Origin of the sequence: Dermacoccus sp. UBA1591 (assembly GCF_002322065.1) — a bacterium.
In the GTDB taxonomy this organism is placed as follows: Bacteria; Actinomycetota; Actinomycetes; order Actinomycetales; family Dermatophilaceae; genus Dermacoccus; species Dermacoccus nishinomiyaensis.
The window spans coordinates 16,583-32,328 of sequence record NZ_DCNR01000003.1 but is presented as its reverse complement, the minus strand read 5'-3'; the positions used below and the strand labels follow the sequence as shown (position 1 = coordinate 32,328).

Genomic DNA, 15,746 nt, shown 5'->3' with positions numbered 1-15,746 from the left:
CGATGGTGCAGGAGGGCAGGAGGAGCTCGCGCGCTGAGGGGTCAGCGGTACAGCGTGACGTCGGTGGCCTTGACGCTCGCTGCGACGTGCGAGCCGCGGTGCAGGCCGAGTTCGGTGACGGCCTCGAGCGTCACGTCGGCCACGAGATCGGCCGCGACGCCTGCGTCACCCCGCAGGTGCACGCGGGCCGACGTCCCGGTGTGCTCGATCTGCTGCACGACGAGCGGCCAGGTGTTGCGAGGCGATCCGGCGGGCACCTCGCGCCACAGCGAGACCGCGGTCGGCGCGAAGGCCGCGAACGCCCGCTCGCCCGACGGCGGCACGTCGGCGGCCATGATGCGGGCGCCACCCGGTGTCGTGATGGCGCGACCGTCGCTCGTCCCTCGCCACAGGTTGAGGCCGACGACGCGGGCGGCGAACGCCGTGCGCGGATAGCGCACGACCTCCTGCGGCGGGGCGAGCTGCGTCACGCGCCCGGCTTCGAGGAACAGCAGCCGGTCGGCGAGCGTCAGTGCCTCCAGCGGGTCGTGGGTGACGAGCAGGGTGACGGCGTCGGTGCGCGCGAGGCGCTCGCCGAGCAGCGCGCGCAACTCGTCGCGGCCGCTCTGGTCGATGGCCGAGAGCGGCTCGTCGAGCAGCAGCACCCGAGGGGCGAGGGCCAGTGCACGGGCCAGAGCGACGCGTTGTGCCTGGCCTGACGACAACTCGTGCGGACGGCGGCTCGCGAGGTCGGCGATGCCCACCTGCTCGAGCTCCTGCCGCGCACGACGGCGCGCGGCGGAGCGCGATACGCCCCGCGCCCGCAGCCCGAACGCGACGTTCTCGAGGGCGTCGAGATGGCCGAAGATGTCGCCCGCCGCGGTCATGAGACCCACCTGACGGCGGCCGGGGGGCACGGCGTGACCGCGCCCGTCGTCCCAACAGGCTTCCCCGACGCGCAGCTCACCGCTCGTGAGATGTTCGAGGCCGCTGATGCCGGCCACGAGCGTCGACTTGCCGCTGCCGTTGGGGCCGAGCACCCCGAGCACCTCGCCCGGAGCGCACGTGAACGCGGCCTCGAGCTCGAACGAGCCGCGCCGCATCGTGCCGGCGAAGCTCAACCCCTCCGGTTCGGGCGTCTCAGGCGGTTCGGGCGAGAAAGACGGGTTCATCGCACACCGCTCCAGCGTCCGCGCAGCAAGGCGAGCACGACGAGGCAGATGCCGAGCATGAGGGCCGCGAGGGCGGTGGCGGCGTCCTGACTGATGTCGAGCGCCTGATACACCGCGAGGGGGCCCGTCTGGGTCGTGCCGGGGAAGCTGCCGGCGAAGGTCATCGTCGCACCGAACTCACCGAGAGCGCGTGCCCAGGAGAGCGTCAACCCCGCGAGCAGGCCGGGCGCCGCCATCGGGATGAGGACGCGGCGCAGCGTGTACCAGCGGCTCGCGCCGAGCACGGTGGCGGTGCGCGCCCACCGAGCGTCGATGCCGCGGAACGCGCCTTCGGCGGCGACGACGAAGAACGGCATCGCGACGAACGTCTCGGCCAGCACGACGCGCACCCACGAGTAGGGCAGCGACGTGCCGAAGCTGTCCTGCAGCACCGTGCCGATGAGGCCGCCGCGCCCCCACGCGTCGAGCAGGGCGACACCGGCGACGACGGGCGGCAGCACGAGGGGGACCGTGACGAGCGCCCGCAGCCACGCGGCGGCACGCCCCCGCAGGCGTGAGAGCCACCAGGCGAGAGGGGTGCCGAACAGTGCGGACAGGGCTGCCGTCGTCGTCGTGGTGCGAAGCGACAGCAGGAGAGCTTCGCGTGTGCCGGCGGTCTGCAGGTCGGCGGCGAAGTGCGACCAGCGCACCTCCAGCAGCAGCGCAACGAGCGGGACGACGACGAACGCGACCGCGACCGCTGCGAACACCCCGAGCACCACACCGCCGGCATCGGGGGCGCGGCGGGTGGGGCTCGTTCTGCTGGCGCTGGGGGCGCTCACGTCAGCTCGGCGAGCCGAACCCGGCGTCGCTCAGCACCTTGCGGCCCTCGGCGCCGGTGATGAGCTGCACGAACTGCTTGGCGTACTCGTTGTTGCTCCACGTCGCGATCGGCAGCGTCGTCTTGACGTTCGAGCCGGACGCGATATCGACGCCCGTCACCTTGTCACCGGCGGCCTTGACGTCCGTGCGGTACACGACCGCGGCGTCCGCGTCACCGGAGGAGACCTTCGCGAGCGTCGACTTGACGTTCTGCTCGTAACTGACGACGTGCGCGTGGACGTTCGCCTTCGCCAGCGCCTTGTCGGCGGCGCGCCCGCACGGCACGGTCTTGGCGCACAGCACGGTGCTGACCTTCGCGAGGCTCGCGAGGTCGGTGACGTGGCCCGGGTTGCCCTTGGGCGTCGCGATCTCGAGTTCGTTCGTCGCGAAGTCGGTCCAGGTCTTGCCCTGCGTGATGTCGGCCGGCATCGTCTTGGGCGTCGTCGTGTCGGCCATGGCGACGACGTCGGCCGGTGCACCACCCTTGAGTTGGCGCACGATGTCCTGGCTGCCTGCGAAGCTCATCTTGATCTCGACGCCGGGGTGGTTCTTCTCGAAGTCCTCGGCGAGCTTGGTGAAGCTCTCGGTGAGCGAGGCCGCGGCGAGGACGGTGATGGTCTTGCTCGAGCTCGCCGTGGCCGAGGAGCTGCCGGCGGCGTTCGAGCCCGACGAGTTCGTGCTGCTCGACCCGCCGCAGCCGGACAGACCCAGCACGGCGGCGGATGCGGTGGCGGCGGTCGCCGTCGTGAGGGAACGATTCATCCTCGTGGCCTTCTGTCTCTCGGTCGGCTGATCGGATCGGTTCTCGGGGCGAGGACGCCGGGGTGGTCAGGCCCGTCGGAACAGCTCGGCGGCGACGCTCGGGTCGATCGGCATCGGGTGGGGGCGTTTCGCCTCACGCCCGTCACCCGAGCTCGTGCCGCGCAGGCGGCGTTCGATCCACGGGCCGAAGTATTCCTTCGACCACTCGGCGTTCTCCGCCAGGCGCTGACGGGCTGGCTTCGGTTCGAGCGGCGGGAGCAGGTCGAGCCAGTCGCCCTCGGTCGGCAGGCCCAGCGTCCACGCCGCCTGCTGCGCGACACGGCGGTGGCCCTCGGGGGACAGGTGCAGGCGGTCGGCACCCCACATGCGCATGTCCCGCAGTGCACGCATGCCCCACACGTCGAGCACGTAGCAGTCGTGTCGCTGCGCGATGCCCCACAGGTTCGCGATGTGCCAGCTGATGCGCGGTCGCAAGCGGGTCATGATCTTCGAACCCGTGGGGTTGACCATCGTCGCGAGCATGACGTCGGCTCCGGCGTCCTTGAGGCGGACGACGGCGGCCTCGAGCTGATCGGCAACGTCGTCGAGGTCGACGTTCGGGCGCATGATGTTGTTGCCGCCGCCGACCATGCTGACGAGGTCGGGCTGCATCGCGAGCGCGGCGTCGAGCTGCGGGCCGACGACGTCGGCGAGCAGCTTGCCCCGGATCGCGAGGTTCGCGTACTCAAATGCGTGCCCCGCGCCGTCGGCGACCTGAGCGAGGTCGACGGCGAGCCGGTCGGCCCAGCCGAGGTAGGCGTCGTCCTGACGCGGGTCGGGGTCGCTCATGCCCTCGGTGAAGGAGTCACCGATGGCGACGTAGCGCCGCCACGTCCGCTCGTGGCCGCTGCGGGCCGCGGGCGCCTCTTCGGCGGTACGGGTGTCGGGGGTCGTGTCTGTCACGGGATGCGCCAATCGATCGTGTGCGTGCCGAGTTCTTCGAGCAGGGCGTTGGTGCGGCTGAACGGCTTGCTGCCGAAGAAGCCGCCGCGGGCCGACAACGGTGAGGGGTGGGCCGACTCGACGGTCGGCGTGTCGCCGAGGTGCGGCGCGAGTGAGCGCGCGTCGCGCCCCCACAGGATGGCGACGAGGGGCTGCTCGCGCTCGACGAGCGCGTTGATCGCCGTCGCGGTGACGTGCTCCCAGCCCTTGCCGCGATGGCTCGCCGGCTTGCCGGGCTGCACCGTCAGGACGCGGTTGAGCAGCAGCACCCCCTGATCGGTCCACGCCGACAGGTCACCGTGCTCGGGTGGGGTGATATCGAGGTCGTCGTGCAGTTCGGTGTAGATGTTCGCGAGGCTGCGGGGGATGGGCCGCACGTCGGGTGCGACGGCGAAGCTCAGGCCGATCGGGTGCCCGGGCGTCGGGTACGGATCCTGGCCGACGACGAGGACGCGCACCTCGTCGAACGGCTGCGTGAACGCGCGCAGCACGGCGTCGCCCGCAGGCAGGTAGCCGCGCCCCGCGGCCACCTCGTCACGCAGGAACGCCCCCGCGGCGGCGATGTGCTCGGCGGCGGGCGCGAGGGGTTCGACCCAGCTCGGGTGGACGAGTTCGTCGTACGGACGAGGCATGTGTCCAACCTATCGCGCGGGTCTGACAACCCGCCCCGAGCGCGGTTGGAACGGGCCGGGCGGCCTCGTATCCTGAGCGGATGGCCATGATCGAGACCCCCGCGGGTGCCCACGTGCCCGGTGACGCCGACGCGCCCGGGCTGAGCGAGCGCGACCGTGCGATGCTCGCCTTCGAACGCGAGTGGTGGAAGCTGCCCGGCGCCAAGGAAGCGGCGATCAAGGAGCGCTTCGGGCTGACGAGCACGCAGTACTACCAGCAGCTCAACAAGCTCGCCGACACCGAGGCGGCGCTCGCCGCGGATCCGTTGCTCGTCAAGCGGATCCAGCGACGCCGCGCGGGGCGTCGACGCACCGTCTGAACCGCGGCTCAGCGCGCCGCCACGTCCCCGCATGTCGCCGCTCTCGTGGCGCCGCAGCCCATCTTGGCAGCCGCACGACAGACGTCGGGGTGCCGCTATGAGCGAACAACACGCGGGTGCGTGCGCGGAGGGTTTGCACTCGGTGGGGGCGAGTGCTAATCATGGGGTTAGCACTCTGATCGTGAGAGTGACAAAAGCCTGACTGCAGCAGTGAGGGTTCGGGGCGCGCCGACATGACCGGCGCGTGATCGGGCCCGTCCGTCGCGGGCGCTGATGTGGTCGATCCGAACGTCACGTGGAGGAACCACAGCCATGGCCAAGACCATTGCTTTCGACGAGGAGGCCCGTCGCGGCCTCGAGCGCGGCATGAACACGCTCGCCGACGCCGTGAAGGTGACCCTCGGCCCCAAGGGCCGCAACGTCGTGCTGGAGAAGAAGTGGGGCGCCCCCACGATCACCAACGACGGTGTCTCGATCGCCAAGGAGATCGAGCTCGAGGACCCGTACGAGAAGATCGGCGCCGAGCTCGTCAAGGAAGTTGCGAAGAAGACCGACGACGTCGCCGGTGACGGCACGACGACGGCCACCGTCCTCGCCCAGGCGATGGTGCGCGAGGGTCTGCGCAACGTCGCGGCCGGCGCGAACCCGATGGCGCTGAAGCGCGGCATCCAGACGGCCGTCGACGCCGTCAGCAAGCAGCTGCTCGAGCACGCCCAGGAGATCGAGACGAAGGAGCAGATCGCTGCGACCGCGTCCATCTCCGCCGCTGACCCGCAGATCGGTGAGCTCATCGCCGAGGCGATGGACAAGGTCGGCAAGGAAGGCGTCATCACGGTCGAGGAGTCGAACACGTTCGGCCTCGACCTCGAGCTGACCGAGGGCATGCGCTTCGACAAGGGCTACATCTCGGGCTACTTCGTCACCGACACCGAGCGCATGGAGGCCGTCCTCGACGACCCGTACATCCTCATCGTCAACTCGAAGATCTCGAACATCAAGGACCTGCTGCCCGTCCTGGAGAAGGTCATGCAGTCCGGCAAGCCCCTCGCGATCATCGCCGAGGACGTCGAGGGCGAGGCCCTGTCGACGCTCGTCGTCAACAAGATCCGCGGCACGTTCAAGGCCGTCGCCGTCAAGGCTCCCGGCTTCGGCGACCGCCGCAAGGCGATGCTCGGTGACATCGCTATCCTCACGGGCGGCCAGGTCGTCTCCGAGGAGGTCGGCCTCAAGCTCGAGTCGACCGAGCTCGACATGCTCGGCCGCGCCCGCAAGATCGTCGTGACGAAGGATGAGACGACGATCGTCGAAGGTGCTGGCGACGACGAGCAGATCAAGGGCCGCGTGGCGCAGATCCGCGCCGAGATCGAGAACTCCGACTCCGACTACGACCGCGAGAAGCTGCAGGAGCGCCTCGCGAAGCTCGCCGGCGGCGTCGCCGTCATCAAGGCGGGTGCCGCGACGGAGGTCGAGCTCAAGGAGCGCAAGCACCGCATCGAGGACGCTGTGCGCAACGCGAAGGCAGCCGTCGAGGAGGGCATCGTTGCCGGTGGTGGCGTCGCGCTCATCCAGGCGACGAAGGACGCCGAGTCGGCCTTCTCCGCTCTCGAGGGCGACGAGGCGACGGGTGCGAACATCGTTCGCGTCGCTGCCGAGGCTCCGCTCAAGCAGATCTCGACGAACGCGGGCCTCGAGCCGGGCGTCATCGTCGAGAAGGTGCGCTCGCTTCCCGCCGGTCAGGGTCTGAACGCTGCGAGCGGTGAGTACGTCGACATGATCGCCTCGGGCATCATCGACCCGGCGAAGGTGACGCGTTCGGCGCTGGAGAACGCTGCGTCCATCGCGGCGCTGTTCCTCACGACCGAGGCCGTCATCGCTGACAAGCCGGAGAAGAACGCCGGCGCTGACGCTGCGGCGGGCATGGACGGTGGCATGGGCGGTATGGGCTTCTGAGAAAGCGCGCCTCCACGGGCTGACGCCCGCCTGAGTGAATGCTCGGGCGGGCGTCAGCCTTTTGTCGTCCAGGGAGCACTTCCTCTCGCGATGTTGCCCGGGATTCGGGGCGCCGCGCCTCGAATCGCGGGGCAACATCGAGGCGGTTGACATGCGCATCTGCGCATATGAAACTAAGTGCATGTCGTTGCAGCATGCGTTGCTCGTGTCCCTCGCCGAGCGCGAGGCGAGCGGGTATGACCTGACGCGGCGCTTCGACCGTTCGCTCGGGTTCTTCTGGAGCGCGACGCACCAGCAGATCTACCGCGTCCTCGCCAAGATGGCGGACGAAGGCCTCGTCGAGGTCCGCACCGAGGCGGGCGAGGGTCGCCCCGACCGTCGCGTCTACACGATCGCCCCGGCCGGTCGTGCGGAACTACTCGCGTGGACGCGCACACCCACCCCGAGCGAGACGCTGCGCTCCGAGTTCGCCGTCAAGGTGCGCGGCATGCGCTTCGGCGACGCAGACGCCGTCGTCGCCGACATCCGCCGTCATCGCGACGAGCACGCCGCCCAGCTCGCCTACTTCGAGGCCAACTGCGCGAGGCACTACCCCGATCCGTCATCCCTCAGCGACGAGGAGCGTCCGACCTACGCCGTCCTGCGCGGGGGAATCCGCACCGAACGCGCCATGCTCGAGTGGTGCGACGAGATGGTGGCGCTGCTGAGCGGCGAGACGCTGCCCACCCCCTGCGTGCAAGTGCATCCGGGTGCCCCTGCACGCAGGGGTGAGGACGGTGATGAGGACGGAAACCTGAACGTGGACGTCGACGGGAACCTCGCGGCGAGCGTCGCCGTGGACGACAGACCGCATGGCGTGAAAGACAGACCGCACGACAACGAACGCACCCCAGCACCCGGGAGAACACGATGAGTTACGAGCACCTGCTCAGCCCCCTCGACGTCGGCGGCATCACGCTGAAGAACCGCGTCATGATGGGCTCGATGCACACCGGCTTCGAGGACAAGGCTAAGGACTTCCCGCAGCTCGCGCGCTACTTCGCGGCACGTGCGGAGGGCGGCGTCGCGCTCATGGTGACGGGTGGTTTCGCGCCTAACATCACCGGCCAGCTCGGGCCGATGGGTTCAATGCTGACGGCGAAGCGGCAGCTCGGGCGGCACAAGCTCGTCACCGACGCCGTCCACGAGCACGACGGGCGCATCGTCATGCAAATCCTGCACGCGGGCCGCTACGGCTACACGCCCTGGAGCAAGAGCGCGTCGAACAAGAAGTCGCCGATCACGCCGTTCGGCACGCGCGCGATGAGCACGAAGGACGTCGAGAAGACGATCCGCGACTACGCGAACTCGGCGCGCCTCGCGAAGGAGGCCGGCTACGACGGCGTCGAGATCATGGGCTCCGAGGGCTACCTCATCAACCAGTTCCTCGCCGCCCGCACGAACGACCGGACCGACCGTTTCGGTGGCTCCGCCGAGAAGCGCATGACGCTGCCGCGCGAGATCGCGCGCGCCGTCCGCGATGCCGCCGGCGACGACTTCCTCGTCCTGTACCGCATCTCCGTGGCCGACCTCGTCGACAACTCCCAGACGTTCGAGGAGATCGCGACGCTCGCGCAGCACCTGCAGGGTGACGTGTCGATGTTCAACTCCGGCATCGGCTGGCACGAGGCGCGCATCCCGACGATCGTGACGTCGGTGCCGCGCGCCGCGTTCGCGTGGGCGACGGGCAAGCTGCGCGCCGAGGTCGACATCCCCGTCATCGCGAGCAACCGCATCAACACCCCCGAGGTGGGCGAGCAGATCATCGCGGACGGTCTCGCGGACATGGTCTCGATGGCGCGTCCGCTGCTCGCGGACCCCGACTTCGTCAAGAAGGCGCAGGCGGGCCGCGCCGACCTGATCAACACGTGCATCGCGTGCAACCAGGCGTGCCTCGACCACACGTTCAGCGGCAAGAAGGTGAGCTGCCTCGTCAACCCGCAGGCCGGACGCGAGGGCGAGCTCGTCCTGCTGCCCGTGCCGAAGCCGCGCGCCAAGCGCGTCGCCGTCGTCGGCGCGGGCCCCGCCGGGCTCGCCGCCGCGACGAACCTCGCCGAGCGCGGCCACGACGTCACCCTCTTCGAGGCACGCGACCACCTCGGCGGCCAGTTCCGTCTCGCGATGAACATCCCCGGCAAGGAGGAGTTCGCCGAGACGCTGCGCTACTTCATGACGCGGCTGGACGAGTTGAAGGTCGACGTCCGCCTCTCGACACGTGCCGACGCCGAAACGCTCGACGGTTACGACCACGTCGTCCTCGCCACGGGCGTGACGCCGCGTCGCCCCGCCATCGAGGGCATTGACCACGCGAAGGTCGTCATGTACGACGAGTTGTTGCGCGGTGAGAAGGTCGCCGGTGAGCGCGTCGCCGTCGTCGGTGCCGGTGGCATCGGCTTCGACGTCAGCGAGTACCTGCTGCACGAGCCGCACGAGAACCTCAAGCACTGGATGGAGCGCTGGGGCGTCACCGAGTCGGAGAACGTGCCCGGCAACATCGTCGAGAAGGTCACGGAGGAGCCGCGCCGCCAGGTCTACCTCGTGCAGCGCAAGCACACCGCGCTCGGCAAGGGCCTGGGCAAGACGAGCGGCTGGGTGCACCGCCAGACGCTCAAGGACTCGAAGGTCGAGTTCATCGGCGGCGCCACCTACGACAAGGTCGACGACGCCGGCCTGCACCTGACGATCACGCCCACGCCGCCGCGCGCCGTCGGGCCGCTGACGAAGGCGTCGAAGAAGACGGGCCTGCCCCTGACGATGGTGCCGCAGCTCAAGGCCCTCGACGCGAAGTACGCGAGCGTCCCCGCCGAAGCGAAGGCGAAGTTCGAGGGCCAGGAGCCGACCAAGCGCGTGCTCGACGTCGACACCGTCGTCATCTGCGCGGGTCAGGAGTCGGTGGCCGACACGTTCGGTCTCGACCCGGCGAAGGTCACCGTCATCGGCGGTGCCGACGTCGCCGCAGAGCTCGACGCGAAGCGCGCCATCAAGCAGGCCACGGAGCTCGCCGCGGCGCTGTGACGAACCGTCGGGCCCGACACGTCGTCGGGCCCGACGGCCGGCAGGTGCCGCGCTCAGGCGGTGACCCAGCGGCGCACGTTGTTGTCCTCCGCCGTCGAGTACTCGCTGCTCGTGAGGTGCAGCGTCGAGCTGATCGTGTCGAGCGTCGACTTCAGCTTGTTCATGTCGGTGTTCCACGTCGTCATGAGCGAGGTGAAGTTCGTCTGCGCCGAACCCTTCCACTGCGTCTGCAGCGTCGTCAGCTTCGTGTTGAGGTTCGTCAGAGACGTCTCGAGGTCGGTGACGAGCGTCGCGGTGTCGGTGCCGTGAGCGGAGATCGCGTCGGAGTCGACGGTGTACTGCGATGCCATGATGTGCCTTTCGTGGGGCGCGCGGGCTGCTCCCGTGGCGCTTGCCTCCGACGGTAGGCCGACGGCGCCCACCCGTGCTTCGGGCCGTCCACAGAGCCACGCAGCCGTCACAGCTGTGGATGAACGAGCCTGTCTCGCGGCCCGGGGGACGGTTGTCGGAGTGGACAGCTACCTTGGCATCATGACGAAGCGTGTGGTGGCAGCCGAGGCCGACGGCCTGACGATGGCCTACGGCGAGGATGACGCCCGGGTGCTCGCCCTCGACGGGGTGAGCCTCGAGCTGTTCGAAGGGGAGTTCACCGCCGTCATGGGCCCGAGCGGCTCGGGCAAGTCGACGCTCATGCACTGCCTCGCGGCGCTGGAGACGCCGACGTCGGGGCGGGTGTTCATCGGTGACGTCGAGGTCAGCTCCCTCGACGACAAGCGCCTCACGCGGCTGCGGCGCGACCACATCGGCTTCATCTTCCAATCGTTCAACCTCGTGCCGACGCTGACGGCGCGCGAGAACATCATGCTGCCCGCCTCGATCGCGGGCAGAAAGGTCGATCAAGAGCTGTTCGACGACGTCATCGATGCCGTCGGCCTGCGCGAACGGCTCGGGCACCGTCCGAGCCAGCTGTCCGGCGGCCAGCAGCAGCGCGTCGCGTGCGCCCGGGCGCTCGTCACGCAGCCCGACATCATCTTCGCGGACGAACCGACCGGCAACCTCGACTCCCGCTCGGGCGAAGAGGTGCTGTCGTTCCTGCGCCGCAGCGTCGACCGACTCGGCCAGACCATCGTCATGGTGACGCACGACCCCGTCGCCGCGGGCTTCACCGACCGCGTCGTCTTCCTCGCGGACGGACGCGTCGTCGACGAGATGCGTGAGCCGACGTCCGAGCGCGTCCTCGATCGCATGAAGGCGTTCGACGCCGCCGCGAGGCGCTGACGTGCTCACCACCTCGCTCAAGGCCGTCTGGGCGCGCAAGCTGCGCCTGCTCATGAGCACGTTCGCGATCGTGCTCGGCGTCGCGTTCGTCGCCGGCTCGCTCATGTTCACCGACTCCCTCAACCGCGCGTTCAGCGGCATCATGAACGGCACCGTCGGCGACGCCACCGTGCGTGCCACCCAGGACGCCTCGCAGCACTCGCGCGGCGGCGACACGCGCACGATCGGCCCCGACGTCCTCGCCAAGGCGCGCTCGGCCAAGGGCGTCGCGCAGGTCGACGGCGTCGTCTCGTCGATGAGCGCCACCGTCCTCGCGAAGAACGGCAAGGTCATCGGCGGCCAGGGGGCGCCCGCGTTCGGGGTGAACTACCACGACGCACGCGCCGCCGACGGCGTGCCCGGGCTGCACATCACGCAGGGGCGGGCACCGACGTCGGCGAGGGAGATCGCGCTCGATGCGAAGACAGCCGAACGCGGCGGCTACCACCTGGGCGACACCGTCAGCATCCTGACTTCGGGCCAGACGCCGCGCTGGTCCGGCCGGCTCGTCGGGTACGCGAGCTACGCGAACGGCTCGATGGTGGGCTCGACGCTCGCGGTCGTCGACACGAAGACTGCGCAGCAGTTGTTCCTCGACGGCAAGGACGCCTACACCTCGTTGTGGGTCCAGGCGCGCCCCGGGGTGTCGCAGAGCACCGTCGTCGAGCAGATCAAACCGTTCGTGCCGAAGGGTTTCGAGGCGGTCACCGGCAAGCAGGCCTCCGACGAGGCCGCGAGCGGCATCAAGAAGGCGCTGTCGTTCATCACGACGTTCCTGCTCGTGTTCGCGGGCGTCGCGCTGCTCGTCGGCTCGTTCCTCATCGTCAACACCTTCGGCATCCTCGTCGCGCAACGCAGCCGCGAACTCGCGCTCCTGCGGGCACTCGGCGCGTCGTCACGCCAGGTCCTCGCCAGCGTGCTCGTCGAAGCGCTCGTCGTCGGCCTCGTGGGTTCACTCGTCGGCATCGGGGTCGGCGTGCTGCTTGCGAAGGGCATCTCGGCGCTGCTCTCAGCGCTGGGCGCCGACATCGACACCGGTGGGCTCGTCCTCGAACCGCGCACAGTGGCGGTGTCGCTGCTCGTCGGGCTCGGCGTGACGGCGCTCGCCGCCTGGCTGCCGGCGCGGCGAGCCTCGCGCATCTCACCGATCGCGGCGATGCGCGACGACCAGGTCGAACCCGAGCAGACGGTGCGCCGCCGCGCCGTCGTCGGCGCCCTCGTCTTCGTCGTCGGTGCAGCCCTGGCCGCCTGGAAGCTCGCGGCCGACACCTCGATCTGGGTGTTCGTCGCAGGCATGGTGCTCATGCTGTTCGGCACGATCTCGGCGACGCCGGTGCTCGCGCGTCCCGTCGTGCGTGCGATCGCCGCCGTGGCGCGCCCGCGCTCGGGAATCGTCGCACAGCTCGCGGCCGAGAACAGCCTGCGCAACCCGCGCCGCACCGCGGCGACCGCGTCGGCCCTCATGATCGGCATGGCGCTCGTGTCGATGATGACGGTGTTCGGCGCGTCCGCCTCGGGCAGCGTCGATGCGCTCATCGCGAAGAACTTCCGCGGCGACTACGTCGTCAGCGGGCAGTTCTCCGAGCCGATCTCCGCCTCCATCGCGACGCGGATGCGCAGCGTCGACGGCGTACAGACCGTCTCGCGCCTGCGTCTCGGTGACGGCACGTTCAACGATGCGCCCGCGACGATCGAAGGCGTCGACGCCGCCACGTTCCGTCAGGTCGCACCCGTCGAACTCAACTCCGGCAAGGACGCCCTCGACGATCGCTCCGTGCTCATCTCGTCGGAGAAGGCGAAGGCGTACGGCATCACGGTCGGAGACGTGACGCGCCTGACGATCGGCAGGGCGAACGTCAAGCGCCTCACCGTCATCGGCATCTTCGACCGTGACGCGAGCCCGCGCGCGGCGGACTACGTCGTCAGCATGCCGACGTTCGAGACGGTGGGCGGCTCGACGAAGGACAACACCCTCTACGTGCTGCGCCGACCCGGCGCGGATGCGGCGAACGTCAAGAAGGGGCTCGACTCGGTCGTCGCCGATCTGCCGACCGTCACGGTCAAGGATCAAGCCGGCTACGCCGCCGAGCAGCGAGCCCCGATCGACACGATGCTGGTGCTCATCTACGGCCTGCTCGGTCTCGCCATCGTCATCGCGGTGCTCGGCATCATCAACACGCTCGCGTTGTCCGTCATCGAACGCACCCGCGAGATCGGCCTGCTGCGCGCCGTCGGCCTCGCCCGCTCGCAGTTGCGCTCCATGGTGCGCCTCGAGGCGGTGACGATCTCGCTCGTCGGCGCCGTCATCGGTGTCGTGCTCGGCACGATCTTCGGGGTGTTGTTCCAGCGCACGCAGGCGAACTCGGGCGTCGACGTGCTCGTCATCCCGTGGCTGCGGCTCGCGCTCTTCCTCCTGCTCGCTGCCCTCGTCGGCGTCCTCGCCGCCTGGTGGCCGGCACGGCGCGCCGCGAAACTCAACGTTCTCGCCGCGATCAGCGCGCCATGATCGGGTGCGCTCTCACGACGTCAGCGGCGCCGGGATCGGGCGCGCGTGGACGACACTCAGGGCGCTGACGGCGCGCGTCAGCACGACGTAGAGACGCCGCAGGCCGGTCGCCTCATCGGGTTCGGCGTCCGCGATGTCGGCGGGTTCGACGACGATGACACGGTCGAACTCGAGGCCCTTGGCGACCTGCGCGGGCACGAGCTCGATCTGATGGTCGGCGTCGTCACCGTGATCCGCGCCGAGGCGCCCGAAGCCGATGCCGGCGTGTGTCAGTGCCTCCGCGATGTCGTCGAGCGCGCCGGGGACGGCGATGACGCCGACCGACCCGGGCGTCGTCGTCGCATGGCGCACCGCATCCGTGACGGCGGCCGCGAGCGCGTCGGGGCCAGTCTCGACGAGGTCGAGTTCGCCGCGGTTGCTGCGCACGGACTGCGGTGCGGCGAGGCCGGGCGCGATGACGGGCAGCAGCTGCGCGGCGTATTCGATGACGGCAGCGGGCACGCGAAAGCCCTGCAGCAGCTCCTCGAGGTGGAAGTCGCTCTTGCCGAGGTGTGTCATCGTCGCAGTCCATGACCCCGGTGCCCACGGCGTCGTCGCCTGCGCGACGTCACCGAGCACCGTCGCCGAGCCCGTCGAGCAGCGGCGCCCGACGCCGCGCAGCTGCATCGCCGACAGGTCCTGCGCCTCGTCGACGATGACGTGCCCGAGGCTGGTCGTGCGTTCGATGCAGTCGGCGGCCTCGTCGAGCAGCGCGAGGTCGGCCGGCGACCACTTGGCGGACCCCTTGGTGCGCGGCGGCTTCTCCCACACCGCGCTCGCTTCCTCGTGCGGGTCGAGGTCGCCGTCGGCGCACTCGTGCAGGAAGTCGGCGTCCGACAGGAGGCGGTGGACGACGCCGGCGGCGTCGAGCTGCGGCCACAGGGCCTTGACGTACGCCTTCACCGGCGCGCTGCGGGCGATGGAATCCTGGACGCGATCGTCGGGGGAGTCGCCCGCGGCCTCGAGCTGCAGCATGACGCTGTGCGCGAGGCGCTGCGCCATCATCGCCCGCGCGGCCTCGTATCGCACGCCGCGCGAACGGAGTTCGGCGACGATCTCGGCCACCTCGTACGCGGGCACCCGCCAGCGTCGCGCGCCACGGGGGACGACGAGCGCCTCGTCGGGGTGCCCGACGTGGGCCCACACCGCGCGGTGGATGATGCCGGCCCACCGCGCATCGCCCTTGAGGACGGCGACCTGCGCCTCGTCCGCGCCGCGCACGAGCCAGCGTCGGTTCTTCGGGGTGTCGTCGCGGTAGCTGCCGTCGAGGAGCGTCTCGATCGTCGCGTGCGCGACGCGCGCCTCGCCGAGCGACGGCAGCACCGCGGAGATGTGGTCGAGGAACGCCGCGTTGGGGCCGACGACGAGGACGCCGGCGCGATCGAGGCGGGCACGGAACGAGTACAGCAGCCACGCCGCGCGGTGCAGGCCGACAGCGGTCTTGCCGGTGCCGGGCGCGCCCTGGATGCAGACGGTGGTCGCGACGTCGGCGCGCACGAGCGCGTCCTGCTCGGGCTGGATCGTCGAGACGATGTCGCGCATCGGGCCCGAGCGGGGGCGTTCGATCTCGGCGGCGAGGATGTCGCTGCCCGCCCGATCGTCGGCGCCCGACTCGTCGGTGCCCCCAGGAGCATCGAGACGCTCGTCCTCGTACGCCGTCAGCTCGCCGCGTTCGACGCCGAAGCGCCGCCGCAGCGACACGCCCATCGGTTCGGCAGGGGAGGCGCGGTAGAACGCCGTCGACACGGGCGCCCGCCAGTCGATGACGAGCGGGTCGCCCGCCTCGTCGGAGACGTGGCGGCGCCCGACGTAGAGCTCCTCGAGGCGCGCGGCGTCACCCGCGGCCGGGTCGCGCCAGTCGATGCGGCCGAAGAAGAGCGTCGTCGACGGGTCGTCGGTCAGCGCCGCGACGCGGCGGGCGAGCGTCGCCCCGAGCGCCTCGCTGCTGACGGCGTCGCTGGCCCGCGACGCGTCGAGCGAGGCGGCCGAATCGCGCATGCGCGCGAGTTGGGCGCGTGCGGCGGCGAGGTGCGCGCGTTCGTGGTCGAGGACGGGGTCGAGCGCAGGCTCGAGCACGGGAGCGGGCATGGCGAACCACCTTCGGGGGCAGTGGAGGCAGAATCCCTCACTCTAC

At 70.3% G+C, this 15,746-nt stretch carries 13 protein-coding genes; 6 read left to right on the top strand and 7 right to left on the bottom strand.

Features of this window, described 5'->3' with window-relative positions:
- Positions 1 to 41 precede the first annotated feature (41 nt).
- From B2284_RS00445 to B2284_RS00425, 5 genes are all read right to left on the bottom strand, one after another.
- Complete coding sequence (locus B2284_RS00445; protein ID WP_235006213.1) at positions 42 to 1,151, bottom strand: ABC transporter ATP-binding protein; 1,110 nt, start codon at positions 1,149 to 1,151, stop codon at positions 42 to 44.
- Positions 1,148 to 1,972 carry a molybdate ABC transporter permease subunit gene (gene modB / locus B2284_RS00440; protein WP_313956482.1) on the bottom strand — a complete coding sequence of 275 codons (825 nt, stop codon included), beginning with the start codon at positions 1,970 to 1,972 and terminating at the stop codon, positions 1,148 to 1,150. Before modB ends, B2284_RS00445 begins: the two co-directional genes overlap by 4 nt.
- Position 1,973: 1 nt before the next feature.
- Entirely contained in the window at positions 1,974 to 2,774 is an 801-nt protein-coding gene (gene modA, locus B2284_RS00435; protein WP_006943714.1) for a molybdate ABC transporter substrate-binding protein, read from the bottom strand.
- Between the two features lie 66 nt (positions 2,775 to 2,840).
- Positions 2,841 to 3,716: an SGNH/GDSL hydrolase family protein gene (locus B2284_RS00430; protein ID WP_006943716.1), complete on the bottom strand. Its 876-nt coding sequence runs from the start codon at positions 3,714 to 3,716 to the stop codon at positions 2,841 to 2,843.
- Positions 3,713 to 4,387: a uracil-DNA glycosylase gene (locus B2284_RS00425; RefSeq protein ID WP_006943720.1), complete on the bottom strand. Its 675-nt coding sequence runs from the start codon at positions 4,385 to 4,387 to the stop codon at positions 3,713 to 3,715. Before B2284_RS00425 ends, B2284_RS00430 begins: the two co-directional genes overlap by 4 nt.
- Positions 4,388 to 4,467: 80 nt before the next feature.
- Here B2284_RS00425 and B2284_RS00420 point away from each other — a divergent pair, with 80 nt between their 5' ends.
- From B2284_RS00420 to B2284_RS00405, 4 genes are all read left to right on the top strand, one after another.
- Positions 4,468 to 4,746: a DUF3263 domain-containing protein gene (locus B2284_RS00420; RefSeq protein ID WP_006943707.1), complete on the top strand. Its 279-nt coding sequence runs from the start codon at positions 4,468 to 4,470 to the stop codon at positions 4,744 to 4,746.
- A 312-nt stretch (positions 4,747 to 5,058) separates the two neighbouring features.
- The gene (groL, locus tag B2284_RS00415) at positions 5,059 to 6,696 is read left to right on the top strand and encodes a chaperonin GroEL (protein ID WP_006943711.1); all 1,638 of its coding nucleotides are present in this window, start codon (positions 5,059 to 5,061) and stop codon (positions 6,694 to 6,696) included.
- Between the two features lie 181 nt (positions 6,697 to 6,877).
- On the top strand, positions 6,878 to 7,609 hold the full coding sequence (locus tag B2284_RS00410; RefSeq protein WP_136788823.1) for a PadR family transcriptional regulator: 732 nt from the start codon (positions 6,878 to 6,880) through the stop codon (positions 7,607 to 7,609).
- Positions 7,606 to 9,750: an NADPH-dependent 2,4-dienoyl-CoA reductase gene (locus tag B2284_RS00405; RefSeq protein ID WP_136788824.1), complete on the top strand. Its 2,145-nt coding sequence runs from the start codon at positions 7,606 to 7,608 to the stop codon at positions 9,748 to 9,750. Before B2284_RS00410 ends, B2284_RS00405 begins: the two co-directional genes overlap by 4 nt.
- A 53-nt stretch (positions 9,751 to 9,803) precedes the next feature.
- Here B2284_RS00405 and B2284_RS00400 read toward each other — a convergent pair whose 3' ends face one another.
- Positions 9,804 to 10,100, bottom strand: a complete 297-nt coding sequence (locus B2284_RS00400; RefSeq protein WP_006943722.1) for a WXG100 family type VII secretion target — start codon at positions 10,098 to 10,100, stop codon at positions 9,804 to 9,806.
- Positions 10,101 to 10,281: 181 nt separating this feature from the next.
- Between B2284_RS00400 and B2284_RS00395 the strand changes: the two genes are divergently transcribed.
- Together B2284_RS00395 and B2284_RS00390 are read left to right on the top strand one after the other, a co-directional pair.
- The gene (locus B2284_RS00395; RefSeq protein ID WP_170957280.1) at positions 10,282 to 11,028 is read left to right on the top strand and encodes an ABC transporter ATP-binding protein; all 747 of its coding nucleotides are present in this window, start codon (positions 10,282 to 10,284) and stop codon (positions 11,026 to 11,028) included.
- Between the two features lies 1 nt (position 11,029).
- Positions 11,030 to 13,573, top strand: a complete 2,544-nt coding sequence (locus B2284_RS00390) for an ABC transporter permease (protein WP_136788825.1) — start codon at positions 11,030 to 11,032, stop codon at positions 13,571 to 13,573.
- 12 nt (positions 13,574 to 13,585) lie between these two features.
- On the opposite strand, the gene B2284_RS00385 is transcribed toward B2284_RS00390, so the two are convergent.
- A complete protein-coding gene (locus tag B2284_RS00385) occupies positions 13,586 to 15,700 on the bottom strand; it encodes a HelD family protein (RefSeq protein ID WP_074045652.1) in 2,115 nt (704 codons plus the stop codon).
- Positions 15,701 to 15,746: the final 46 nt, after the last annotated feature.